This window comes from Natrinema hispanicum, assembly GCF_900111485.1.
In the GTDB taxonomy this organism is placed as follows: Archaea; Halobacteriota; Halobacteria; order Halobacteriales; family Natrialbaceae; genus Natrinema; species Natrinema hispanicum_A.
On record NZ_FOIC01000012.1, the window covers coordinates 73,801 to 97,363 of the forward strand.

The window sequence follows — 23,563 nt, forward strand, 5'->3', positions numbered from 1 at the left end:
AGGTTAGTCTGATGTGGTTTCGGTGACGTTCTGCTGGCGCGTGACGCGGGGCCAGACCCGGGCGAGTCCGTGTGCGGGGTCGAACACGATCACGAAGAGCATGCCCACCAGCAACGCGGCGACGCTGAACCGCATCACGGTCATCAGCGGGATCTGCTTGACCGTCAGCGATACGGTCCCGTCGTCGACCGCTGCGATGACGTACGTATCGTGGGTCAGGCCGCGGTCGACGAGGACGTCGCGGACTTCCATCCCACCTTGCTGAAGGTAGCGTTCCTGCCCGGCGTTGCCGCGGGCGATCTGTTTGTCGTTTTGATACACGGTGAGTCCGACGGCAGTTCCCTCGACGCGCGTCTGGTCGAGTGCGGCCGGTGGGTTCGAGACCGGGCCGACGTTCGCCGCCTCGGTGACGACGACGCCGTCGGATTGGGGCAGCTCCGGCAGGAAATCCCACATGACGGTGCCGACACCGACGACCTGATCGCCTTCCGAAATACCAAGGTCGGTCTGACTCGCGTTCATCACGCCGATCCAGACGCCCGAATTATCGAGTTGGATGACGGTCGCGTCCGGCCCAGCGTTTATTTGCGTCGCCGTGCCGTAGACCGGTTGTCTCGTCTCATGTATCTCCTGGCCGCGGGAGGCGATCTGCTCGCTCGAGAGCGCCATGTTTTCGACGTTCGGCTTTTCGGGTCGCTGATACGAGCGGTAGTCGGATACCTGGACCGCATAGTTGGATTCGGGAACCTCGTGGACGGCCGATCCCTCGATCGTCGCTTCGCGGTCGGCGTCGGCAACGACCAGCGACGACTGGGCCGTAAAGAGATAGGAGAACGTCACCGTCACCACGAGCAGCGCAAACGCGACGTGGATCATCGTAATCCCCACCTGCTTGAGCTGGAAGTTCCGGTTCGGGTTGCCGGGGACGAACTCGAGCGTTCGCTTGATGACCGTCAGGCAGACGTATGCCGCAGGTGGGAGGATCGAGAGCGCACTCGCGTTCCCGACGAGTCGATACAACAGCGCGTCGTTGCCATCGACGTTCGACAGCGTCCACGTCTCGCTGGGTGCGACCAGTGCCGCGAGGACGGTCAGCAGCGTGAAGATCCCAAGCGAGATCAGCGCGCGCCGGCGGCCCTCGACGTCGTAATCCATGTAGAACCCGAGGATGAGCAACACGCCGAGGACGATCGGATAGCTCCAGAGGTTGTAGTACTGGCCGCCGACCGCGACTTCGACGCCGGTCGCATAGGTATTGAGCACGGGAAACGTCAGCCCCCAGACGGAGATGAAGCCGAGCAGGCCGATGCTCAGGACCGCGAGGTGTTTCAGGTTCACGTGCGTGATCCAGCGCTGTGCGGGACTCGACGCCTCCGACGCTGACTCCGGTTCACGGAGCAGCCAGTATCCAAGCGGCAGTCCGATGCCGAGGATCGACGTAATCGTCAGCAACACCAGTAGTGCAGCGCCGATGCCGCCGTCGGCGAAGGAGTGGACGCTCCGGAACACGCCGCTCCGGACGATCGCCGTGGCGTAGATGATGAGTGCGAGCGTCGCCCCGGTCATCGCGGGGGCAAGCGTTGCGTAGGTCGACCGGGAGCGATAGTTCATCACCGCGTGCAGCGTCGCCGTGAGGAACAGCCACGGGATCAACACGGCGACCTCGACGGGGTCCCACGCCCAGATACCGCCCCAGCCCAGCACCCGATACGACCACAGCGAGCCAAGCACGATCGCTGCAGTCAAAAACAGCCACGCGATGCGTAGCCAGCGCGTGACGCTGCCGATCCACTCGTCAAAGAGGCCACCCTCACCACGAATCGTCGAGATGAAGTGCGCGACGGCGATGGCAAACGGCATCGTCAACAGCGCGTACGCGATAAACATGATCGGCGGGTGGATCGCCATATAGGGATCGATGAGCAGCGGATTGAGCCCCGTCCCGTCGATCGGGACGAATCCCGGATCCATCTCCGGGAACTCCGCCGAAATCGGCTCGAATGGACTGTCGAGCACTAGCATCGCCGCGAAGTAGGTCACGACCCCCATCGTGATCCCCTGGACGAGCCTCGTCTCGCGGCGCTCGAGGCCACGAACGACGACCGCCCAGAACGCGACGATGGCCGTCAGCGCCGCCCAGAGAAGGACCGAGCCCTGATTCCCGGCGTACACGCCGGTAATCCGGTAGAAGATCGAAATGTAGTTGGCCGTGTTGTTCCACACGTAGGCGTTCGCGTAATCCGTGGTGACGAACTGATAGGTCAGATAGGCAAGCGCCAGACTGAGCAGTCCGGCAGTCACGCCGATCAGCGGCGTGACGGCGTTGAGATACCGCTTCTCACGCCAGAGATAGTTCGTGATGAGAAGGACTGTCGCCGCAAGACCGGACAGCAATGCAGCGCCAATCAAGAGCGTTCCGCCCATCATTGGGTTTCCCACTCCTCGAGTGCCTCATCGAGATAGCTCAGAAACGAGTCTGTCTCGGCGTAGCCGTTGATTTCGACCAGGACCTCGCCATCCGGCGTGACGGCGACATGCTGTGGCGGGTAGTTCGCCTCGTACTGCTGCTGGAGCTGTCCCGCCTGTTGACTGTTGTCCTCGAGATTCACCGCAAGGAGGACGAAGTCATCGAGTTGCTCGAGGACAGCCGGATCGGAGTACGCGTTTGCGTTGTAGTCCTCACAGTACGTACACCAGGTCGTCCAGAAGTAGATGAGGATCGGCTTGTCTTCTTCGGCGGCGATCTGCCGCGCCTCGTCGATATCTGTTCTCCACTCCGTCTCACCATGGTACGTATAGGAGTCGTCGCTCAGTACCGGTGCTGCGTTCATCGAGTAGTATCCGATACTGATCGCCGCTACAAAAACCATGATCGTAAACACTTTTCTCGGCGAAATTGACATTATTGTTGTAGTTTATAGTCTCAGTCGGCTCCCATTACGTCACGCCTTGAATCTAGTAGAATGACTTTCTCCCGACCATAAATGTTTAATCATTAGTTACTGTACTTGGCAGTATGCAGAGACGAAACCAGGTGAGGATCATACCCGGAGGTGACATCGGGCGATGAACCGCAAACTCCTCTCGTTACTTGGAGTTGTCGTATTAATCGCTCTCGCCGGCTGTGCCGCGCCATCGGCACCCGGTGGGCAAGCCAACGAGACGACCGAGCTCCCAAAAGAGTGGCCTGATCGGAAGGTCTTTGACGAAGACCTCAGAGAAGGCGAGTCGAAAAACAACTTCGCGTACCGGAACGCGACTTCCGGCGACGAGGTGCAGTTCTCCCCCAAGGAGATGAACAACTCGACGCTCCCCTCGAACGAAGAGGAGCGCGAGATGGTTCTCTACGGGCGTGAACTTATGCGAAACACCTCCCAGGCAATGCCGGAACACGTCGGCAACGAACTCTCCTGTGCCAGCTGCCACGGTGGCACTGACCCGCGCTACGGGATGACACAGGGGATGGTCGGGCAGGACATCGACATGATTCCGCTCGTGGGCACCCACGCGGACCTACCGGAGTGGACGTCTCGGCGCGACCGAATGCGTGACTCGCGCCAGCGCCTGATGGGCTGTTTCGACCGGAGTATGAACTCCCAGAACTCCACCGAGGGGACGCCAGCCTACGACAGTCGCGAAATGCAGGCGATGGAGGCGTACATGCAGTGGCTGAGCGAAGGCGTGCCAGTGAAGGGACAGCCCTACTGGTCACACCTGAACAAGCCCGAAGGTGACGAGAAGAAACCGATCGAAGAGGTCAACCCCGTGCGTGGTGCCGAACTCTACCTCGAGAACTGTGCGTCCTGTCACGGCGATGATGGACAGGGTATCGAGGGAAGTGCACCGCCACTGTGGGGGCCGGGCGCGTTCAACGATGGTGCCGGCATGAGCCGGATGTACACCTCGGCCTCGTTCATCCGCGAGGCGATGCCGTACGGCACGCCACATACGGTCAGCGACTGGAGTGACGTCCAGGACATCGCCGGCTACATGAACGGCCACGACCGTCCCGCATTCGTCGAGAAAGAGCAGGACTTCCCGACGTCCGGACCGCCGAAAGAGGGTATCTACTACCCACGGACGCAGGAAGAGCTCGGCTACGACATGAACCCAATGCGCAAGAAACTCGAGATCGCCGGGATCCCAACCGGGACTGAATCGCTCAACGAGAGCGACATCCCCGACGACGTCGAGTACTACGACCAGCCGCTTCGCAACGAATCGGTCGACGGCTAAGCCGTCGCCGATAGTCGCCGCGGATCCGTCGGTATCGGATCCAGCACGTTCTTTTGACTCGTGTTATAACATCGCGTCATGTTCGATGTGGCCGGACTCGTCGCTGTGTTCGTTGCAGGGACACTGACTGCACTGACGCCCTGTTGTCTCCCCATGATCCCGCCCCTTCTCGCGGGCAGTACCGGCCATCGACTGCGACCGGTCGCGATCGTCGCAGGAAGTATCGCCTCGTTTACTGCACTCGGCATTATTACGTCGCTGCTCAGTTCCGTGACGCCGGAGACGCTCAGAGTCCCCTTCGTGCTCCTGATCATTGCGTTTGGCGCGATCATGGCTGACGACGACCTTCACGACGCCTACACGACCGCTGCGTCACGGATCACTGGCCCGGCATCCCGGGTGACGACGAGCGTCGAAAACACACGGCATCCACTCACCAGTGGCTTCGTCCTGGGCCTGTTTCTCGGCATCATCTGGCTTCCCTGTGTCGGTCCCGTCCTCGGCAGCGTCCTCGCGTACGTCGGCACGTCCGGTGATGTGACGCGGAGCGCGACGCTTCTGTTCACGTATGGTGTCGGATTCTCGGGCCCACTGCTGGCGGTCGCCTACGGTGGCAAACGGGCGAGTACGATGCTTACGACCCGTGTCCGTTCGCTCGAGCGGCCCGCGCTGGTCCGCCGAGTGAGCGGGTACGCGCTCGTCCTGACTGGCATTGGCCTGTTGTTCGAACTCGATAAGGCGCTCTTGGCAGTGCTCGTCGGATAACGACTGGAAAAAAACTAAGTCAGGTGCTTTCAAGTACTGCGGTATGCGTACGTTTTCGCGACAGCTCGCATCACTCATCCGGCTGCTTCGGTGGATCATGTGGAGTCGGGTCGTAAGATGGGGCGCGTTTGCGTTCGGTCTGACCTCGCTTGCACTCATCTTCAGCGTCGCCTCCCGGACCATGTACGGCATCGAACACGGGATCAACCTCATCGCATACTGGCACATTCCGCTGGCGTTTCTCACTGCGTCTGCGCTGTCGACGACGTTCATCGGGAGCCTGCTGTATCTCCGGTACGACGGCCGATTCTGGAATCGCCTCGCTCACAGCGGCGGCGAAATCGGCTTCCTATTCGCGACGTTGACGCTCGCGACAGGGAGTATGTGGGGACGGGTCGTGTGGAATTCCTGGTGGGAGTGGAGCGACATTCGACTCGTCACGTTTCTGATCGTCTGGCTGATCTATGCTGGCTACCTCGCCGTGTACGCTTCGACCGAACGGGGAAGCGACGAGCGCTTTGCCGCTGTGTACGGCGTCGTTGCGTTCGTCACGGTCCCGATTACGTACACGGCCGGTCGACTCTGGTCGCCGACGTTTCATGAGCCGACGATTGCGAACTCGAGCGTGAGTGCGAATATCGACCCGATGATCCTCGCGATTTCGTTTCTCGCGCTGGCGTTACTCTATATATACGTGCTAGCTATTCGCATTCGTGTCCACGAAATCGAAGATAAAATTATCCTTCAGAAAGAAGAGGTGCGGTAAGATGGATACTCTTCTCCTCGCTGGATACGGGTCCGTGTTCGTGGTATTGTTCGTGTATTTGTTCTACATGCAGCGGCAGTTACGCCGCCTCGAACGCCAACTGCAGGATCTGCAGTAATCGCTGACGCAGTAATCGATTGATACGCTGTCGGATGATTCCGGGGATTCTGCCGGGCTGAGTGGTACTGCTCGGCGTCAAACGTCGACTCGAAGAGCGGAACGCGTTCGCGGCGAGTGTGCGTTAGACGGCGTCCGGACCGGTCTTGCCGGTCCGGACTTGCGTCGCGTCCTCGACGGGCATGACGAAGATCTTGCCGTCGCCGGGTTCGCCGGTCTCGGCAGCCCCACGGATGGCGTCGACGACCTCCTGTGCGGGGATGTCGGCGACGACACATTCGATTTTGACCTTCTGGTGGAGATCGACCGTGTACTCCTCGCCGCGCCACTGGCCTTTCTTGGCGGGTTGAGAGCCCCGTCCAGAGACGTTGGTGACGGTCAGCGACGGTGCGCCGACGCCAGCGAGGGCGGTTTTGATCTGGCCGAGGCGGTCGGGGCGGACGATCGCCGTGACCATCTTGATCTCGCCGTCGTTTGGCATCCCGCCGTCGGAACGGATGATTTCGCTGGCGCTGCCACCGTCGGTCGCAACGTCGGGCTTGCCGAACTCGGGGTAGGTATCGACGCCGTGTTCGGAGACGTCGAGCCCGTCGCGTTCGTGGTCGGGCGAGACGCGGGCCTGACCAGCCGCTTTGAACGCATACCAGATGGCCGCTGTCGTCGCGATCGTCCAGGCGCTGATGAGGACGACGCCGGTGAGCTGTGCGATGAACGCACTTGCGACGCTATCGACGACGCCCGGGGCGGCAACGAACGGGAACAGCAGCGTGCCGAGGATGCCCGCCGAGCCATGGACGGGGAAGACTGCACACACGTCGTCGATTTTGAGGTACTGTTCGACGATCTCGAAGACGATCGGCAGCTGTGCGCCGGCGAGGCCACCGACCACGAACGCGCCCCACCACGCAGTGGTGTTGGGAATCGCCGTGATGCCGACCAGACCGGCCAGCAGGCCGTTGGCGACGTATAGCGTGTCGACTTTGCCGGTCTTGAGCCAGGCAACGAGGCCGGCTCCCATCGCGCCGCAGGCCATCGCAATCGTCGTCGTCATCGCGACGCGACCGAGCTGGTCGCCGAGGAAGACGCCGTTTTCCATATCGATGATCGCCGACGTGCCGACGTTGAAGCCGTACCAGCCAAAGGCGAGGATCAACGTCCCCAGAACGGCGAAGGTCAGCGAGTGGCCGGGGATGACGTTCGCGGACCCGTCGCTGTTGTACCGGTCCATGCGCGGGCCGAGCACCCATGCAGCGGTGAGGCCGGCGATGCCGCCCATCCCATGGACGATCATGCCGCCCGCGAAGTCAGCGAACGGCGTGCCAGTGATCGTCTCGATGTAGCCACCGGCCCACGTGAGTCCGGTGACGACGGGGTAGATGACCGCTGCCAGCAGGAACGTGTAGGTGACGTACGCACGGAGCTTCGCCCGTCCGGCGACGGCACCCGACACGATGGTCGCGGCGGTCATCGCGAAGACCGCGCCGTACAGCCAGTCCATCCAGCCGACCGGATCGCTCTGGAAACCGGGCGTGAAGCCGCTTCCAGCCACCACGCCCTCGACGCCGACGCCGATGAGGAAAAACACCGTCACGCCGACGCTCCAGGTCAACAGGTTCTTCGTCAACTGGTTCGCCACGTTCTTCGAACGCACCTGCCCCGCCTCGAGCATGGCGAAGCCGGCGTGCATGAAGAAGATCAGGAACGTGGCGACCAGGATCCACGTGTAGTTGATCGACTCCATCAGCATCTCGGTCTCGGCCTGCAAGAGCGTCGCTTCCATCAGACGCTCACCTCGGGAGTCCACACATCGCATGCGCTATCGATCGAATGATCGTGCTTTTCTCCTGCAATCAGCACCGCATTCGTGTTCCAAATCACGTTTCAACTCGTAGCTCTTGTACCATTTAAGGATTAGTGTTGTTGTTTGTCCAAAATAAACTCTGTAATAGGCCCATACGGACAAAGCTAAATTAGGTATAATGTGTATAAGGATCTCAGCAATGGAGACTGTTTCCCGCTGCGGTTATATTCTATGCGTTTGTCAACCTCCTCGATCGTCGACGCACCGTGTCAGCGGGGGAACAGCCGGGTCTCCCGCCGTCGTTGTGGGGCATTTCGGCGGCCCGTCGCTCGCGCGCGGCAGATCTTGCCACCACGCGCTGGCGTGCCACCCGGTTCTTGACATTCGTCTACATACCAGTCTCGAGCACTCACAGCCGATCGATTCAAAAGTAGTCCCGCCGCCAGTCGTCACACTACAGTTGTGGCGCGATGTCTTCCGCGAAGTACGTCAGAATCAGGTCCGCACCCGCTCGTTTGATCGACAGCAGTGACTCGAGTGCCACTGCCTCGAGATCCAGCCAGCCCTTCTCGGCGGCGGCATGCAGCATGGCGTACTCGCCGGAGACGTTGTAGGCTGCGACGGGGTGGTCGAACTCCCGGCGGATGGCGCTGACGATGTCGAGATACGGCAGGGCGGGCTTGACCATCATGACGTCTGCGCCCTCCTCGGCGTCGAGTCGGACCTCTCGCAGGGCCTCGCGGGCGTTCGCGGGGTCCATCTGGTAGTGTCGCCGGTTGCCAAACGACGGCGCGCCGTCGGCGGCGTCCCGGAAGGGACCGTAGAACGCGCTCTCGTACTTGGCCGCGTAGCTCATAATCGGGACGTGCTCGAATCCCGCTTCGTCTAACGCTGACCGGATCGCACCGACCATGCCGTCCATCATCCCGCTTGGCGCGATCATGTCCGCGCCCGCGCGGGCATGAGAGACGGCGATCTTCTCGAGCGCCGCGAGCGTCGCGTCGTTGTCGACGGTCATCGTCGGCTCACAGGCAGGGCCGTCCGCGAGCGCACCGCCGCGCAGTTCCTCCTCGAGTGGCCCGCAGTGGCCGTGGTCGGTATATTCACAGAGACAGACGTCGGTGATGACGTAGGCGTCGGTCTCGCTCGTAACCTGGCGCAGCGCCTCCTGAATAACGCCGTCGTCGGCCCAGGCGCGGGTTCCTTCGGGGTCTTTCGACTCCGGAATGCCGAACAGCATGACCGCCTCGACGCCGGTCTCGAGCACTTCCTCGACGCGGGCGACGGCGTCGTCGACTGGCACTCGCTCGTGGCCGGGCATCGACTCGATCGGGACGCGTTCGTCGGTCGTCGCGTCGACGAACACCGGTGCGATTAGATCGGTCGGCTCGAGGCTCGTCTCGCTGACGAGATCGCGAACGCGGTCCTGCCGGAGTCGTCGCGGACGATGTGTGAGATCCATACCGGAGTTACTGACGGAACGTCCAAAAGCAGTGCGTTCGTACTCGTCGGCGGTCGTTGCCCTACTCGAGTGCCGATCGACTCCCAATGAGATGAGTACGCAATTTTAAGTGCGCGTCTCGCATCTACCATGTTAGTCATGGCTATTGATCCACAGTTCACCGAGAACCGGGAACAGGTCGACGAACACAACGGACATTCGGTCTGGGGTCCCGTCGATGAACCCGAAGAACTTGGGATTCACGGCACGCACGTCGCGGTCGATTTCGACATCTGTCTGGCCGACGGAGCCTGCGTCGAGGACTGTCCGGTCGACGTCTTCGAGTGGATCGACACGCCGGGCCACCCTGAAAGCGAAGAAAAGGCAGACCCCGCGAACGAGGCTCAGTGTATCGATTGTATGCTCTGTGTCGACGTCTGTCCCGTCGACGCCATCGACGTCGACGCCGGCCGAACGGCGTAATTATTCGGCGCGGTCGACGTCGACTTTCTCTTTGAGGCTCTCGAGCCCATCAGCTTCAGCGAGCTCCTGTAACCGCTCGCGGAAGTGTTCCTCGCAGAGACCGACTTTCAGTCCATCGGACTCGGCTGCGAAGGCAGCTTCGCGGTCACAGTAGTGGCAGTTCATACTCAGCCGTACGGGCCACGACGCATTGAACCCTCCGCTCGCGGTCAGTTAGTACCGTCGGCTGTCAGTTCGAGGCGCTCGTAGGCCCCCCGGGAGAGCCCGTCGATACCAAGGCGCTCGTTGTGTGCGTCGCTGCCGCCGGTGGCGAGCAGATCGTGACGCTCGAGCGCGCGTTCGACTGGTTTGCGGTCGATGTCACGACCGTACGGATACTGGAGTTCGACGGCGTCGAGGTCGGCCGAAAGCGCGAGTGCCTGCTCGGGATCGCGGTACCGCAACGGATGGGCAAGCGAGACGAGTCGACACGACTCGGCCAGTGCCGCCCGCCCCCGCTCGAACGAGGGGACCTCGCGGGGCACGTAACACGGACAGTCAGAGCCAATGAGATGATCGAACGCGCCCTGATAGTCGTACTCGATAGTGGGGTGAGCGTCGATCGCCCGCGCGATGTGTGGCCGTCCGAATCCGCTGTCGATCGTTACGCCGAGATCGACCCCTAGCCGCGACTCCACGCAGTCGACGATCGCCCGGCCGCGTTCCATGCGGTTTTCCTGAATCGACTCGAGGATCGCCTCGAGTTCTGCACTCGGCTCGAGGCCATAGCCCAGCAGATCGATTCGCTGGGAAGCGTCGGTCCCGACCCGCAACTCGATCCCGTGGATCAGCGTCACGCCGTCGCGTTCGACGACCGGGCTGTCGAACGGCTGGACCCGGTCGTGGTCCGTCACCGCGACGACGTCGACGCCGTCACGGCGCGCGACCTCGGGGACCGCCTCGAGTGGAAGACTCCCGTCCGAGCGGGTGGTATGGACGTGTAAGTCCGCGTATGGCATATCGTACCTCAACAGGGCCGTTCCTAAAGGCGTTTCTCCGGGCCTGGACCCATCCTCGGACGAGTAACGTACTTGCTGACTGTCTACTAGGCATATAAGGAACCTAGTGAGACTAGAAAACATGCATGGACAATGTTTATAATTATCGTTCACGGATGATGGGGCGTAATGCTGCTCAATGGCACCGGCGACGTCATCGACGACCACGACTACCCCGCCACGACTGAGGAACTGATCGACGAATACGGGGATCGGACCCTCGAACTCCCCAACGGGTCCGAAACGGTCGGCGACGTACTCGCCCGCCTCGAGTCCGAAACCTTCGAGCACCCGGAAGACGCGCGTCTCGCCGTCTACTCTGCTGTCAGCAACAAGGCTGTCGGCCGCGTCGGCTACAGCGACCGTGACCCGACACCGGTCGGGAGTCCGTACTCGCCCGACGCCGTTTCGTTCTAAGACGACGTCGCTTCTCGGATCGATTCCAGCCGACCGCGCTAGCGACCGGTTTGTTACAACTCGCGTGCGTTTTCACGTGGTATCCAACTCGAGTACAGCCGTGCACGTCTCCTCGCGGTCGTGTTGTAACTGCTATCTCTGAACCCAGCAGCGTGGCGAGTTGATCCCGTTCGATCAGTCCAGCACCGTCAGGACATCGTCCAATTCGAGCGGAACCGCACCTTTCCGGTAGCCTTCGACATGCCCGTTCGGTCGGGTGCGGTAGACGACGGCGGGACGGTGGCGCACGTCGGGTTGCTCGCCGCGGACGGCGGCCCACTCGTCGTCCCGGAAGCTCGAGCAGTCGACGAACAGGGTTGCGCCCCCGCCGTGGTCAGCCAGCTGGCCGTTGGTTTTAGTCTCGGCAGTGTCGCGAACGGCAGCGACGGGGCCAGTGGCGGCGCGGGTGCCCGGCGGCTGTGGTCGGGTAACCTCGACGAGGACGTTGGTATCGTCGTTTTCAGCTCGAAAATCGAGCGAGTGCCCGGTCGTGACCTCGATCTCGGGGACGACATCGTAGCCGGCGTCGGTGAGAATTTTGGCGGCGATGAACTCGGCCATCGCGGCACTCATCCGGACGCGGTCGACGTGCTCGCTGGTGCCGAGTTTGCCCGACATGACGTGTCGATGCTCGTCTAAGACGCCGGTCGAGAGAAAGTCCTCGAAGAACTGTGTCGTCTCCTGGTGGTCGGCGTCAGGAAAGCCCGCGGCGTGGTCCCGGAAGAACGCGCGAGTGGAGTCGCGGCCATCTTTGGACATGAAGACAGGCAGGAAAAACCACGAGAGATGCGGGTAATCCGCGAGCCAGGGGGACCGCTCGTGGAGCGTCGCGGTCAGTTCCCGTTTGGCCCATCGTGCGACGTGATGGGGGACTTCCCGCCAGCCGAACTTGTCGGTCTTCCATAGCGAGGATGGCGTTTCGGTGTTGCCCATCCAGTAGGCGTCGCCGTTGGCGTGTGCAAAGAGCGCGACGTCGCCGTTTTGCATCTCGAAGCGATGTGCCCGCCAGTTGCCGCCGATCTTGAACCAGGGCGTGACGGATTCTGCGCCGATGTTCGACTGAAGCGGCTGGAGAATCTCTTGGTGGATGCGCCCGTCGTTCCACGACTGGGGCGAGTAACGAAAGCGAAGCGGCCGTGCCACACTCCTTGTTAGGGTGTGCGGGTGCATATATCGTTCGCTGTCTCGCTGTCTGCTGCTGTGTGGACAGATTCGCTCGAGCACTCACACTCGAGCAACTCGCTTCCGGCCCAATCGGCGTGAGGTACGGCCGGGTATGAACGACCGTTACATTAATAGTCGCGTCTGCCGTACTATGCGTATACTTACCATGTCAATGGGTGCCTATGACGAAGACGAGCACGAGCGTCGCGAAAAGCAGGCCTCGACGGTCGATACGGACTTCGACGACGAGCGGACGATCTACCACGGTGAGGTCAAGTACGATGCCGGCGACTCCGCCGAAGACTTGCTCGATACGTTCGAGCAGATCAAATCGAACTAGCGGTGATCGACAGACACTGCAGTCATCGTTTTTCGCCGTCCCTGAATCGTAATCGAGAGCGTCGCGACGACCGCAACGGCGACGACGTGACCCACGACCGCGACGAGTAACACCATACGATCCGCGACGAGTGGCACCAAGAGCAACTGCACCGCCGCGAAGCCGATGTTGATCGCATCGATGCGCTGGTACGCCCGCGTCGGTTCCGGTTCGAACCCGTAGGTGAGTGCCCGCCACAGTCCAACGACGCTCGCCCACCAGCAGGTTCCAATCCGATACACCACGTCCCAGAGGACGAGCAACGCGAGGCCGATCGCAAGCGCCGGCGGGTCGACCCCGAAGAGTTCGACCAGGAGTGGTGACCCAGCTTCGCTCCCCTGTGGATCGACGACGAACAGATAGGTGACGAGCGCGACGAACGCCATCACGCCGAGGACGACGTCGATACTCGAGCCGAACAGCAACCGCCGGTACGCCGTCGGCGTCGGCAGCTCGCGGACGGCCCGGCTGAACCGCAGCATGAGCCAGCTCCCGACCGTCGCGACGACGACGGCGATCGTGCCGGGGACGACCGCCCCCCAGAGGTCGTAGATCGCTGCGACGGTGAGGATCGCCGCCTCGAAGCCGAGAAACTGGAGTCCGATCGCCGCTCGACTCGAGACACGCACGCCGGGAACCGTCCCGAGAAGGCTTTCGTAGACCCACGTCTCACCGTACTCCAGTGACTCCGTCATTTCCGGCCCCGCTCCGTCGGCGCTGCCGTCTCGGCGCGGCCGACCGCCTCGGCACTGTTCGACTCGACCCCAACTGCGCGCCGGACCGCCACCGCAAATGGCGTCGACTCGATTTCGACGAGCCGCTCGAGGCGGTCGTCCGTGACGACGACGCGATTGCGCACGCCCTCGATCAACGGGTATGCGACCTCCTTGGGAACGTCGGTGACGAGGCCGACCCAGTGTGACGAGAGTTGCGGACTCAGGACCGGCACGGAGATGATCAGCGGGCGGCGACCGGTCGCGATTTCGGCTGTCTGGAGTAACATCTCGCGGTAGGTGAGCACGTCCGGCCCACCGATTTCGTACGTTTCGCCGGCCGTCTCCGGTCGCTCGAGCACCGCCAGACAGTACGCGATCACATCGTCGATCGCGATCGGCTGGCAGTCGGTATCGACCCACTGTGGGGTGATCATCACCGGGAGCCGCGTCGCGAGCTGGTATATCAGCCGGAAACTCGCGCTGCCGTCGCCGATGATGATCGCCGCCCTGAGAACGGTGACGTCGGCGCTGCCCGCCCGCAGCAGCGTTTCGACCTCCCGGCGCGAGGCGAGGTGACTCGAGAGCGCGTCGCCCTCGCTGCCGAGCCCGCTTACATAGATCACGCGCTCTACCCCGGCCTCGCTTGCGGCCCGTTCGAAGTTCCGTGCGGCGCGCCGATCCCGCTCGGCGAAGTCCCCGCTGGCCCCCATCGCGTGGATCAGATAGTAGGCGACGTCAGCGTCTGCCACTGCCGCCTCGAAGCTCCCCGGCTCGAGGACGTCCCCTTCGACGACGGTGACGCCGGCCGGCGGGTCGTAGCTCGCGGCGTCTCTCACGAGGACCGTCACGTCGTGGGTCGTCTCCGCGAGGAGTGCGGCCACGAGCCGCCGACCCACGAATCCGGTCGCTCCAGTTACAAGTACGCGCATACGATCAGTACGGAGCGAACGCTCTTAACGTCACTCGACGTCCCAGCCTGGCGTTTCGGGCGCGCCCCGCTCGCGTTCGACGGCGTCGGCGACGGTCGGCGACGGCACCGCCTCGCCGGCCGCCCGGCAGCGCTCATCCCAGTCGCGGATCGCCGGCCCGACCCACGAGTCCGTTGTGGCCTCCTCGAGCATCCGCTCTTTTGCCTGCTCGTAGTGAAAGTCGGAAATCGCAAGCGTTCCCGGACTCGAGGCAGCGGCGACAGCGATGGTCTCGGCGCGGTCCCGGCGGGTGAGGTCACCCGCTGTGGCCCGCTCGACGACTCCCTCAAGGGCGGCCGGTCGCGGATGACAGAACAGCTTCGCTCCGATCGCCTGCGACCCCAGCAGGAGGCCGTCGGGATCGTCGTGGTCGGCGTCGAGCAGTCGGTCGCCGCCGAAGGCCGACTCGACGCGCTCGCATTCGGTCTCCTGTGCGAGCGCGAGAGTGTGTTCTGGATACGCGCCACACTCGTCGGGAAACAGGTCGTCCTCGTGGATCCGACACTGCAGCGTCGTCGGATCGAGAAAGACACAGGTCGGCAGCCACGCCGGCTCGTCGCGATCGAACGGGGCCACCGGCTTCGGCGGCTTCCGAAGGCCAATGAAAAAGACTGGCCGACCTGCGACGGCTGCAACTGTGTGGCCGTCGATCTCGACACCGGGTCGCGGAGCCTCTCCGCTCGAGGAGTCCGAGGAACGTGATTCCTCGCGCTCGCCGCGGGCGTGCCAGAATCGCGGGGTCAGCGCCGCGCCCATCCCGGCCTCGAGAAACGCCCGTACCTCGTCGCGGGTCAGTGGGACGAAGGTGGGGTCGTCGTCGAGTGGCTCCCGGGACGAGTCGGCCGGGGTTTCGTCCTCGAACACCTCATGCCGCCGGTGGTCATCGACAGCGTCTCGAGCGCCCGCTTCGTCCTCGAGCAGTCCCTGCCAATCCAGACAACAGCCCGCACAGCCTTCACAGTTCACCTCCATATGCGGCGCTACACCGCTGGATCGTATAACCGCTGTGCGGGCTCTCGCCACACGAACACAGCCGTCCCAGCGACAGGCGAACGGCTTTCATCGTTCGACACCCACACACAGGTATGTCGAAAGCCTCCTGTGACGGCTGTGGCCGCACGGTCACGATTTCGGGTGGGATCGCCAACCTCTGGTCGTTTGGGACTGATGCCGGCACCGTTGGGACTGCGATCACGCTGGACCTCGAGGACGGCACGTCGCATCTACTGTGTTATCCGTGTCTCGAGGCACTGCCCGACTACCCGACGGCCGCGGACGTCGAGCGACTCGAACAGGTCGACGACGAGACCTCGCAACTCGGCCCGGAATGAAAAACATGACAGGAGTCGGGAGCCGGTCGGTACTGCACCGCGACACTGCGTCAGAGCGTGTCGTCTTGCGACCGCAGCACGCAGCCACAACCACGGGGAACCATGACCGCAAGCGGAAGGGGTGGGATTTGAACGCCACGGGGCAAAGTGCCGCCGCGGAGCCAGGTGGCACCGCGGTGCTCTACCGCTGAGCGACCCTTCCACAGATCAGTGCAACACCGGGTTCCGTATTTGTAATCGGCTGATTACCGCCCTGACGGCGGCCACGTCTGGTCCGTAGGTGGCTGATACCGATGGGTAGCCGCCGGTTTCACCGACGATGAGCGACCGGCCTGCCACGGCGGATTCACAACGGGCGCGACGGTTCGCAGCTTTTAGGACGTGGCCGCGCCGTGAGACGAACGGTGAATCCCGAGCGGCTCTTCGATGCGTTTCCCGCGCCGAGTTATCGCGGGGCACAAAAGCAGGCGCTGCGTGACATTCGCGACGCCTTCGCGGCTGGCAACGACGTCGTGCTCGTTCGCGCACCGACGGGCAGCGGCAAGTCCCTGCTCGCTCGCGCCGTCGCTGGCTGTGCCCGGCGAGCCGACGAAGGCGACCCCAGCGACGCCACGGGGGCCTACTACACGACGCCGCAGGTGTCTCAGTTAGACGACGTGGCAGCCGACGAGTTGCTGGCCGACCTCAACGTCATCCGCGGCAAATCGAACTACACCTGCATCCTGCCGGACGAACGCGACACGCCGGTCAATCAGGCCCCCTGCGTGCGCGAACGGGGGTACGATTGTGCCGTCAAGCATCGGTGTCCGTACTTCTCCGATCGGGCGATCGCATCGAACCGCGAGATCGCGGCGATGACGCTGGCCTACTTCATGCAGACCGCCGGTAGCGAGGTGTTCCGCAAACGCGACGTCGTCGTCGTCGACGAAGCCCACGGTCTCGCCGAATGGGCCGAGATGTACGCGACGATCCAACTGGGGCCACGAACCGTGCCCTTCTGGGACGAGCTTCGCGTCCCGGCGGTCGACTCCGTCGAACGTGCTGCCCGCTACGCCGACAATCTCGTGGGTACCTGCGAACGCCGGAAAGACGAACTGCTCGCCCAGGAGACGCTCTCGCCTGCCGACGTGCGCGAACGCGACCGCTTACAGGAGCTCATTGGCGAACTCGAGTGGTTCGTCTCTGATTACCGCGATCCGCAAAGTCCGACGACGTGGCTGGTCGACCAGTCCCAGCCGAACGCTCGCGACACCAGCGCCGACGCCGACGACCCTGCAGGTGGCCCGCTGACGATCAAACCGATGAACCCCGAAAAGTACCTCCAGCACACCGTCTGGGATCGGGGCAACAAGTTCGCGCTCCTGTCGGCGACGATTCTCAACAAGGCCGCGTTCTGTCGGCAGGTCGGCCTCGAGCCCGACCGGGTCGCGCTGGTCGATGTCGAACACACCTTCCCCGTCGAAAATCGGCCGCTGTACGACGTGACACAGGGGAAGATGACCTACGAGCACCGCGACGAGACGACGCCGAAGATCGCCCGGACGATCGTCCGACTAATGGCCCACCACCCCGACGAGAAGGGGTTGATCCACGCCCACTCCTACGACATTCAGGAGCGCCTTGCCGACCTGCTGGCCGATTTCGGCGTCGGTGATCGAATCCGCACCCACGACCGCGACGGTCGCGACGCTGCCCTCGAAGCCTGGAAGGCCAGCGACGAGCCCGATGTCTTCCTCTCGGTGAAGATGGAGGAAGCACTCGATCTGAAAGGCGAGCTCTGTCGCTGGCAGGTGCTCTGTAAGGCCCCCTTCCTCAACACCGGCGACTCACGCGTCGCCCACCGGCTCGAGGAGGGACAGTGGGCGTGGTACTACCGGACGACGCTGCGAACGGTCATTCAGGCCTGTGGTCGCGTCGTTCGCGCCCCGGACGACTACGGCGCGACGTATCTCGCGGACTCGAGTCTGGTAGATCTGTTCGAGCGCGCGCGGACGGACATGCCCGAGTGGTTCACAGCGCAGGTCGATCGCATGGAACAGCCGGACCTGCCGGCATTCGATCCGCAGGCGGCCCTCGGCGGCGCGACGAGGACAGCACGATCGGAGAGGACATCGCGCTCGAGCCGCGCCAGTGAGACGGACGCCGGTGATAACAGTAGCACCTCGTCGCGATCGCGGCGGTCGCGGCGATCATCCCGCTCCAGCCCGCTGGCGGATGTCTGGGATACCGACGAGTGACGGCCGATTCGCGGTGGACCAGTCCCGTCGTGGACGAATAGGCATGACCTCGACCCCGGTCCACCGTCGCTGCCGCCGGTTGGGTCGAGATGGCCAGCGCCCAATTATCTGTCTCGCGTAACATGTTGCACGGTGTGTAACAGTTCGGCAGTTGCGGGCGACCTGCCCGACGACCGCCGAGCGTGAGCGACGGCGTGGTATGACGTTCTCGTGACCGTCAGGGCAGGGATCCGAGCGTTTCGTCGGTCACCTGCCGTGTGTCATCCCGAAGTCGACTGTATCGATTGGCTGCCCACTCGCGAAGCCGCCCGTTCGTACTCCCGATGACGGCGACGAGACGGCTGTTGTCGTACGCACGCAGGAGCGTCCACTCTTCGCCGAGCGTAATTCCCAGCGACGGCGATTCCGACGCGACGTACAGTTCGAACGCGTCGTCCTCGAGCGACGCGCGTAACTGATCGAGCGACTGCCTTGCGACGGCTCGCAGGGCCGCCTCGTCGACGACGAATTCCGTTGGCGTTCCCGCGTCGGCGATCGGCTCGTGGACAGCCAGCAGTTGTCGGGTGAGCACTGGTGTGGTGACACGCAGCCGCGTGCGCTTGCCGGCCGGCTCGAGGGCCGCGAGCCGGTCGCCGTACCACTCGAGTGGATACTGCGGGTTCGTTTCGGTTGGCGTCGCCAGCCGCGCCCCGCACAGCCACTCGAGGTCGAGTTCAGCGGCTGTGTCTTCGGCGTGAGCACAGAACGGCTCGAGTCGCTCGAGCGTTTGGAGTCGGTTATGTGCGCGCTCGTACGTTTGCAGTGCCAGCTCGCCGATCGCGGTCGCTTCGTACCCGCCGTCGACCCGCCGAACCCAGTCGCGTTTGACCAGTTCGGAGAGCGTCCGGTGGACGGTCGTCCGGGAGACGTTGGCAACCGAGACCAGCTCGGCCGGCTGGGCGGTCCCGTCGACGAGCCGCTCGAGAATCGTGGGCCGGACGGTCGAGCCGGAGAGATAGCGAAGCGCACGTGCTGGCTCGTCGGTCATCTAGTTGTCAGACTGATCAGTCAACAGTAAATACTTACGATTGACAGGTGGCTGTCACGATCCAGCGCCTAGAAGATGGCTGTCGCGCCCCATGCCACCATCGAGGACACCATGAGGAACGCGAAGACGAGCGCGATGACCTGATTCTTGTCCATAGTCGACGACTACGGCCCCGCAAGTATCAATGTCACGACCGGTGGCCGGCCAGCGTCTCGACCACGCCGTGTCTCGCCGTCTCAGTCGAACCGGGCGTCGACGACGACGTGTGCGACACCCGCGCTGTGGCTTTTCACTCGCCGTTTCTCGAGCACTGCGAGGTCGCGGCCGGCCGCATCGGCGGCCCGCTCGAGGCGAGCAAGCGGGCGGTCCCAGAGCCGTGATTCCGGTGTCGCTTCGTGGTAGTGGACGACGCCGCCGGGAGAAAGCGCGTCGAGCGCATCGGGGAGGAACTCGTGTGCTTCCTCAGTTCGCGTGCCGTGCTCTCCTTCGTCAGTATCGTCGCTCGAGTCGTCCGAACTGCCGTAGTAGCCCATGATGACCCGATCGACATCGAGGTCGCTGGCGAGGTCGCGACAGTCGGTCATGTAGGCATCGATCCGGTCGCTGACATCGTTGAGCATGGCGTTCTCGAGCAGGTAGCGAAACGCCGTCGGGTTGCGTTCGGTCGCAGTAACCTGCGCGCCGGCCCGCGCTATCGGCAGCGTGAAGTAGCCGATCCCGGCGAACATATCGAAGACACGCTCGCCGTCGTCGACGAGGTCGCCCATCCGAGCGCGCTCGGCCTGATTCCCCGGCGAGAACATTACCTTCGTCGGATCGAGGCCGTACTGGGTGCCGTGCTCGGTGTGAATCGTCTCCGTGTCGCTGCTCCCGGCGAGCAACCGGGTTCGAGGCTCGCGGTAGGTGCCCGCTGTGCCGTCGTTTGCGATCCCCGCGTCGGCCAGCACGCTGTCGGCCTCGCCGTGGAGTTCGAGTAAGGCCTCGCCGACCGCCGTCTCGTCGGGACAGTCCGCTGGGATGGTTACGATGATCACCGAGCCAATTACCGCCCACGAGCCCGGCGCTGCCTCGAGGTCGTCGTCGCTCCAGCCCCGGTCGGCCAGCAGGTCCTCGAGATCGGGATTCCGGGGTTCGGGCTCGAGCTGTCGGACGACCTCACGGATCTCCGTCTCCGTCGGTGGCTCCGTGACGGGCAGGGCGACCCTCTCGGGGCCGTCCTCGCAGACGCGCCGTGACTCGTCGTAGACGCCCTCGGCACGCAGCGACTCGATGGCCGTCTCCGTCCGGGGTTTGTCGACGATCGCGGCCAGCGGGGCGTCGGCCGCCGCCCGCTCGAGGATGGCGTCGGCTGCGGGCTCGAGGTCGTGAGCGTCCCCGGCTGCCGGCTGGTCGTCCGCGTCTTCAGTCATCGCGCTCGTCGGGCAAGATGTGCAGCCCGGCTCGGCTCTTCAACACGGGCACCGTCTCGGCGTCGGGATCGAAGTAGTCCGGCCGTGCGACGGTCTTCGCCTGAAAGGTCTCGGGATCGAGTACCTGTACGGCGTTGTCGTCTTCGACGGTGACGACCGTGGCCTCGGCCGCGTCCTCGAGGTCGCCGAGTTTGCGTGCCGCCGGCGAGTTGCCTTCTTCGTAGCTCGCCTCGTAGCGCTCGCCGGTCGTCACGCGAATGCCTTTGAGGTTGCCGCGAGCGCTGCGGACGAGGACGGGGCCGCCGTCATCGTCGGCGAGGTCGATGATGTCGCCGGGCGTGTATGGCGGCAGGCGGACGGCGAACGTAACCCGATAGACCTCGTTGCCGTCCTCGTCTTCCGTGACGAGGGTTTCGGCGTCGTTGACGGTGCCGCCGAACTCCTCGATCATCTTGTTCGAGATCTTCTTGCCGATCTTGTTGGTCGAGACCTTGATGTTGAGTCCGTCGTCGGTTTCGCCGACCTCGGTGACGAAGGCGTTGCGGTCGCCCGTGGCTTCCATGTCCGCGACGGTCTGATTCGCGATCTCCTTTGCCCGATCCATCTCGTCGCTCGTCGGGGTGCGATCCTCGGCACGGATCTGGACGATGCTGGCGTAGTAGTCGCCGGCGATCCGTCCACACCGGGTACAGGTCTGGCGGGCGATCTTGACCGGGACCGTCACCTGTTCGTCGACCGGTGTCCCGCGAACGACGCCAGTGAAATAACAGTGCATCCGGATCGTGTTCTGGTCGACCTGTTCGGGGTCGATCTGCCAGGCGACGTCTTCGACGTCGACGTGGACGGCAAGCGCCTGACTCACTTCCTCGATGGCGATGTCGGTGTAGTCTTCGGCACCGACGTCGACCCAGCGATTCCCGCGATAGACCGCCCCACACCGCGAACAGACGCGAACGTCGATCCGGTCCGGCGCGTCGACGAAGTCGAAGTCCTCGAAATAACACGAATCACAGAGTTCGACTTCTGCACCGGGCCGCAACGGATCGTTCGCGTCGCTCGCCGATCGCTCGGGTACCGCATCCCCACATCGGGGGCAGAACGCACGCGACTCACTCATTAGCCTCGTTTGGAATCTCAGCGAGTTAAGAGCCGCGTTCCGACTGGTTGCGGTCGTTCGCATTGCTCGTCTGCTCGAGCCGACATCGATCGGGTCGGCGAACGCGGCAGACACCTGTCAGACGGGCCGCCGATTCGATTGTGTCAGACGTAACTCAGTCACACGGTTTCCATCCGAAACGAAGGGGTTCACTCGGTAGTCGAAGACGGGCAGGGGCTATCGGTCGGTGGTGATGCTTATTCCGTCGCGGCCCATACTTATCGATATGAACTGGCAGGCGGACTGGGGACTGCGATTTCGGATGTTCGTGACGATGTTCCTGCTGTTTGCGCTATACATCGTCTTCGCCGGCGTGATTACCGCCTACGTCGGCGGCGGACTGTTCTTCTTCGCGCTGCTGTTCGGTGGCTTCTCGCTGGTCCAGTACTACTTCAGCGACACGCTCACGCTGAAGAGTATGGGCGCGAAGACCGTCTCGCGCGAGGAGTATCCACAACTGCACGGCTCGATCGAACGACTTTCCCAGCAGGCTGACCTCCCGAAGCCAAAGGTGGCGGTCGTCGACTCGAGCGTCCCCAACGCCTTCGCGACCGGACGCAACCAGCGCAACGCGGCCGTCTGCGTGACGACCGGGCTGATGCACACACTCGAGCGGGACGAACTCGACGGCGTCCTCGCACACGAACTCTCTCACGTCAAGAACCGCGACATGATGGTGATGACGATCGCCTCCTTTCTCTCGACGATCGCGTTCATGATGGTCCGCTGGGGGGCCTTTTTCGGCGGCGGACACGGCCGCGGCCGCGAAGGTGGTGGCGGCGGTATCGTGGTCGCGATCCTCGTCTCGCTGGTCGTCTGGATCATCAGCTATCTGTTGATCCGGGCGCTTTCGCGATATCGCGAGTTCGCTGCCGACCGCGGCGCAGCCGCGATCACCGGCAACCCCTCCGCGCTTGCCTCCGCGTTGCTGAAGATTTCGGGCCAGATGGACAAGGTTCCGAAAGAGGACCTGCGCGAAGAAGCCGAAATGAACGCCTTCTTCATCATTCCGATCAAGTCCGGTGTCATCGGCCGACTCTTCAGCACGCATCCGTCGACCGAACGGCGTGTCGAACAGCTCCGCGACCTCGAGCGCGAAATGCAGACCTTCTAAGGGATCGCACCGCTCACAGAACCTATGGGACTGCTGGATGGGCTCCGCGCCGTCCTCGGGATGCGCGCCGAGACCGACGCCGGACGCGACGCCGACCCCGATGACCTCTTCGGGATGAGCACCGCCTACGTTACGATGGAGGCCGACCTGGGCTACGAGTCACTCGACGTCGGCGCACTCTGCTTTTCTGGCGTCGACTCGGCCGACTTTCGAGACGCCGTCGACGAGGTCGAGGCGATTCTCGAAGCCGGGCAGGAAGAGACGGGCACCGACTTCTCGGTCACGTCGGACGAGCACGGCTACCACTGGGTCGTCCTTGCGGACGACGATCCGGAAGACCTGATTACAAGTCTTCACTTCGCCGCCGATACGTTCATCGAACACGGCTACGGCTCGCGGTTGCTCGCAGCGGTGTTCGCGTACAGCAACCGCGATGGCCCCGCCTACTGGATCTACTCCTTCCGACGCGGCCGCTTCTATCCGTTCGTCCCACGATCCGGCCGCGAGCGCGACCAGAGCGCGGAGTTTTCTCTCGAGTCAGCCCTAGACGGCGAACTCGAACTCGAGCGCGAAAAGGAGTACTGGTATCCGCTCTGGCCCAGCGAGGGCGGAACCCATCCCTGGGAGTGATCGGCTATGTTGAATCGCCATACGGCGTTGGATTTCACTGTTTGATGGCCTGCTTGATGTTATAGACGACACACATCAAGGCGATTTCACGGAACTCTCGATACCAGGTACGCGCTCGCACGGCGTAGCCGAGCGAGCGCTTGACAGCTGAGTTGACGGTTTCGGCCATTGACCGCTGAGCGTACCGATCGTCGTCAATGCGGGCGTTGTGTGCGTGATCGTACGGCGCGAAGATCCGGTGTTTGATCAGCGGGCGGATGTCGAGTTCACGCAGTCGTTCTCGGAGTTGTTGCTTGTCATAGCCTTTGTCAGCAGCAAGCGACCGCAGAT

General features: G+C 63.2%; 25 protein-coding genes and 1 tRNA gene. 11 read left to right on the plus strand and 15 right to left on the minus strand.

Features of this window, described 5'->3' with window-relative positions; translation table 11 throughout:
• Positions 1-3: 3 nt before the first annotated feature.
• Positions 4-2,427, minus strand: coding sequence for a cytochrome c biogenesis protein CcsA (gene ccsA, locus BSG09_RS12290; protein ID WP_092933529.1), 2,424 nt, complete (start codon positions 2,425-2,427; stop codon positions 4-6).
• Complete coding sequence (locus BSG09_RS12295) at positions 2,424-2,870, minus strand: thioredoxin family protein (protein ID WP_175542197.1); 447 nt, start codon at positions 2,868-2,870, stop codon at positions 2,424-2,426. The genes ccsA and BSG09_RS12295 overlap by 4 nt, the downstream gene beginning before the upstream one ends.
• Before the next feature lie 196 nt (positions 2,871-3,066).
• On the opposite strand from BSG09_RS12295, the gene BSG09_RS12300 reads away from it, so the two are divergent.
• The 4 genes from BSG09_RS12300 to BSG09_RS12315 all read left to right on the plus strand — a co-directional run bounded on the left by BSG09_RS12300 (position 3,067) and on the right by BSG09_RS12315 (position 5,885).
• Positions 3,067-4,236: a c-type cytochrome gene (locus BSG09_RS12300; protein ID WP_092933531.1), complete on the plus strand. Its 1,170-nt coding sequence runs from the start codon at positions 3,067-3,069 to the stop codon at positions 4,234-4,236.
• 78 nt (positions 4,237-4,314) lie between these two features.
• Positions 4,315-5,001 (plus strand): cytochrome c biogenesis CcdA family protein, encoded by a 687-nt coding sequence (locus BSG09_RS12305; RefSeq protein ID WP_092933533.1) that lies wholly within the window; start codon positions 4,315-4,317, stop codon positions 4,999-5,001.
• A gap of 43 nt (positions 5,002-5,044) precedes the next feature.
• Entirely contained in the window at positions 5,045-5,767 is a 723-nt protein-coding gene (locus tag BSG09_RS12310; protein WP_175542198.1) for a cytochrome c biogenesis protein, read from the plus strand.
• 1 nt (position 5,768) lies between these two features.
• Positions 5,769-5,885 (plus strand): CcmD family protein, encoded by a 117-nt coding sequence (locus BSG09_RS12315; RefSeq protein ID WP_083857063.1) that lies wholly within the window; start codon positions 5,769-5,771, stop codon positions 5,883-5,885.
• Between the two features lie 123 nt (positions 5,886-6,008).
• Here BSG09_RS12315 and BSG09_RS12320 read toward each other — a convergent pair whose 3' ends face one another.
• Together BSG09_RS12320 and hemB are read right to left on the minus strand one after the other, a co-directional pair.
• Positions 6,009-7,664 carry an ammonium transporter gene (locus BSG09_RS12320; protein ID WP_092933534.1) on the minus strand — a complete coding sequence of 552 codons (1,656 nt, stop codon included), beginning with the start codon at positions 7,662-7,664 and terminating at the stop codon, positions 6,009-6,011.
• 475 nt (positions 7,665-8,139) lie between these two features.
• Positions 8,140-9,147 (minus strand): porphobilinogen synthase, encoded by a 1,008-nt coding sequence (gene hemB, locus BSG09_RS12325; RefSeq protein WP_092933536.1) that lies wholly within the window; start codon positions 9,145-9,147, stop codon positions 8,140-8,142.
• 138 nt (positions 9,148-9,285) lie between these two features.
• Here hemB and BSG09_RS12330 point away from each other — a divergent pair, with 138 nt between their 5' ends.
• Complete coding sequence (locus BSG09_RS12330; RefSeq protein ID WP_092933538.1) at positions 9,286-9,609, plus strand: 4Fe-4S dicluster domain-containing protein; 324 nt, start codon at positions 9,286-9,288, stop codon at positions 9,607-9,609.
• On the opposite strand, the gene BSG09_RS20845 is transcribed toward BSG09_RS12330, so the two are convergent.
• Both BSG09_RS20845 and BSG09_RS12335 read right to left on the minus strand, forming a co-directional pair.
• Positions 9,610-9,774 (minus strand): DUF6757 family protein, encoded by a 165-nt coding sequence (locus tag BSG09_RS20845; protein WP_006183007.1) that lies wholly within the window; start codon positions 9,772-9,774, stop codon positions 9,610-9,612. It lies immediately after the preceding gene.
• A 44-nt stretch (positions 9,775-9,818) separates the two neighbouring features.
• Positions 9,819-10,607 (minus strand): PHP domain-containing protein, encoded by a 789-nt coding sequence (locus BSG09_RS12335; protein ID WP_092933540.1) that lies wholly within the window; start codon positions 10,605-10,607, stop codon positions 9,819-9,821.
• A gap of 168 nt (positions 10,608-10,775) precedes the next feature.
• Between BSG09_RS12335 and BSG09_RS12340 the strand changes: the two genes are divergently transcribed.
• Positions 10,776-11,063 (plus strand): DUF5789 family protein, encoded by a 288-nt coding sequence (locus BSG09_RS12340; RefSeq protein ID WP_008013725.1) that lies wholly within the window; start codon positions 10,776-10,778, stop codon positions 11,061-11,063.
• A gap of 174 nt (positions 11,064-11,237) precedes the next feature.
• Here BSG09_RS12340 and BSG09_RS12345 read toward each other — a convergent pair whose 3' ends face one another.
• Positions 11,238-12,245, minus strand: coding sequence for a DUF5784 family protein (locus BSG09_RS12345; RefSeq protein ID WP_092933542.1), 1,008 nt, complete (start codon positions 12,243-12,245; stop codon positions 11,238-11,240).
• Between the two features lie 187 nt (positions 12,246-12,432).
• Between BSG09_RS12345 and BSG09_RS20205 the strand changes: the two genes are divergently transcribed.
• Entirely contained in the window at positions 12,433-12,606 is a 174-nt protein-coding gene (locus BSG09_RS20205) for a DUF5786 family protein (protein ID WP_223174715.1), read from the plus strand.
• Here the strand turns inward: BSG09_RS20205 and BSG09_RS12350 are convergent.
• From BSG09_RS12350 to BSG09_RS12360, 3 genes are read right to left on the minus strand one after another with little or no spacing between them, the layout of a single operon-like run.
• Complete coding sequence (locus BSG09_RS12350; protein ID WP_092933544.1) at positions 12,603-13,340, minus strand: DUF7530 family protein; 738 nt, start codon at positions 13,338-13,340, stop codon at positions 12,603-12,605. The two genes, BSG09_RS20205 and BSG09_RS12350, sit on opposite strands and share 4 nt — an antisense overlap.
• A complete protein-coding gene (locus BSG09_RS12355) occupies positions 13,337-14,290 on the minus strand; it encodes an NAD(P)H-binding protein (protein ID WP_092933546.1) in 954 nt (317 codons plus the stop codon). Before BSG09_RS12355 ends, BSG09_RS12350 begins: the two co-directional genes overlap by 4 nt.
• A gap of 30 nt (positions 14,291-14,320) precedes the next feature.
• Positions 14,321-15,301 carry a YkgJ family cysteine cluster protein gene (locus BSG09_RS12360; RefSeq protein WP_092933548.1) on the minus strand — a complete coding sequence of 327 codons (981 nt, stop codon included), beginning with the start codon at positions 15,299-15,301 and terminating at the stop codon, positions 14,321-14,323.
• 113 nt (positions 15,302-15,414) lie between these two features.
• Between BSG09_RS12360 and BSG09_RS12365 the strand changes: the two genes are divergently transcribed.
• The gene (locus BSG09_RS12365) at positions 15,415-15,660 is read left to right on the plus strand and encodes a DUF7561 family protein (protein WP_092933550.1); all 246 of its coding nucleotides are present in this window, start codon (positions 15,415-15,417) and stop codon (positions 15,658-15,660) included.
• A 113-nt stretch (positions 15,661-15,773) separates the two neighbouring features.
• Here BSG09_RS12365 and BSG09_RS12370 read toward each other — a convergent pair.
• Positions 15,774-15,862: transfer RNA gene (locus BSG09_RS12370), tRNA-Gly, on the minus strand.
• Between the two features lie 202 nt (positions 15,863-16,064).
• On the opposite strand from BSG09_RS12370, the gene BSG09_RS12375 reads away from it, so the two are divergent.
• The gene (locus BSG09_RS12375; RefSeq protein ID WP_092933552.1) at positions 16,065-17,897 is read left to right on the plus strand and encodes a helicase C-terminal domain-containing protein; all 1,833 of its coding nucleotides are present in this window, start codon (positions 16,065-16,067) and stop codon (positions 17,895-17,897) included.
• 217 nt (positions 17,898-18,114) lie between these two features.
• Here BSG09_RS12375 and BSG09_RS12380 read toward each other — a convergent pair whose 3' ends face one another.
• From BSG09_RS12380 to BSG09_RS12390, 3 genes are all read right to left on the minus strand, one after another.
• Positions 18,115-18,924: a helix-turn-helix transcriptional regulator gene (locus BSG09_RS12380; RefSeq protein ID WP_092933554.1), complete on the minus strand. Its 810-nt coding sequence runs from the start codon at positions 18,922-18,924 to the stop codon at positions 18,115-18,117.
• A 236-nt stretch (positions 18,925-19,160) separates the two neighbouring features.
• Positions 19,161-20,333: a class I SAM-dependent methyltransferase gene (locus BSG09_RS12385; protein WP_092933556.1), complete on the minus strand. Its 1,173-nt coding sequence runs from the start codon at positions 20,331-20,333 to the stop codon at positions 19,161-19,163.
• Complete coding sequence (locus BSG09_RS12390) at positions 20,326-21,450, minus strand: 60S ribosomal export protein NMD3 (RefSeq protein WP_092933558.1); 1,125 nt, start codon at positions 21,448-21,450, stop codon at positions 20,326-20,328. The genes BSG09_RS12385 and BSG09_RS12390 overlap by 8 nt, the downstream gene beginning before the upstream one ends.
• Positions 21,451-21,715: 265 nt before the next feature.
• Here BSG09_RS12390 and htpX point away from each other — a divergent pair, with 265 nt between their 5' ends.
• Positions 21,716-22,603, plus strand: a complete 888-nt coding sequence (gene htpX, locus BSG09_RS12395; RefSeq protein WP_092933560.1) for a zinc metalloprotease HtpX — start codon at positions 21,716-21,718, stop codon at positions 22,601-22,603.
• A 24-nt stretch (positions 22,604-22,627) separates the two neighbouring features.
• Complete coding sequence (gene pspAB / locus BSG09_RS12400) at positions 22,628-23,233, plus strand: PspA-associated protein PspAB (protein WP_092933562.1); 606 nt, start codon at positions 22,628-22,630, stop codon at positions 23,231-23,233.
• 34 nt (positions 23,234-23,267) lie between these two features.
• Here pspAB and BSG09_RS12405 read toward each other — a convergent pair.
• Positions 23,268-23,563 (minus strand): transposase (locus tag BSG09_RS12405; protein WP_139246213.1); only part of this gene is annotated, 296 nt, incomplete at its 5' end.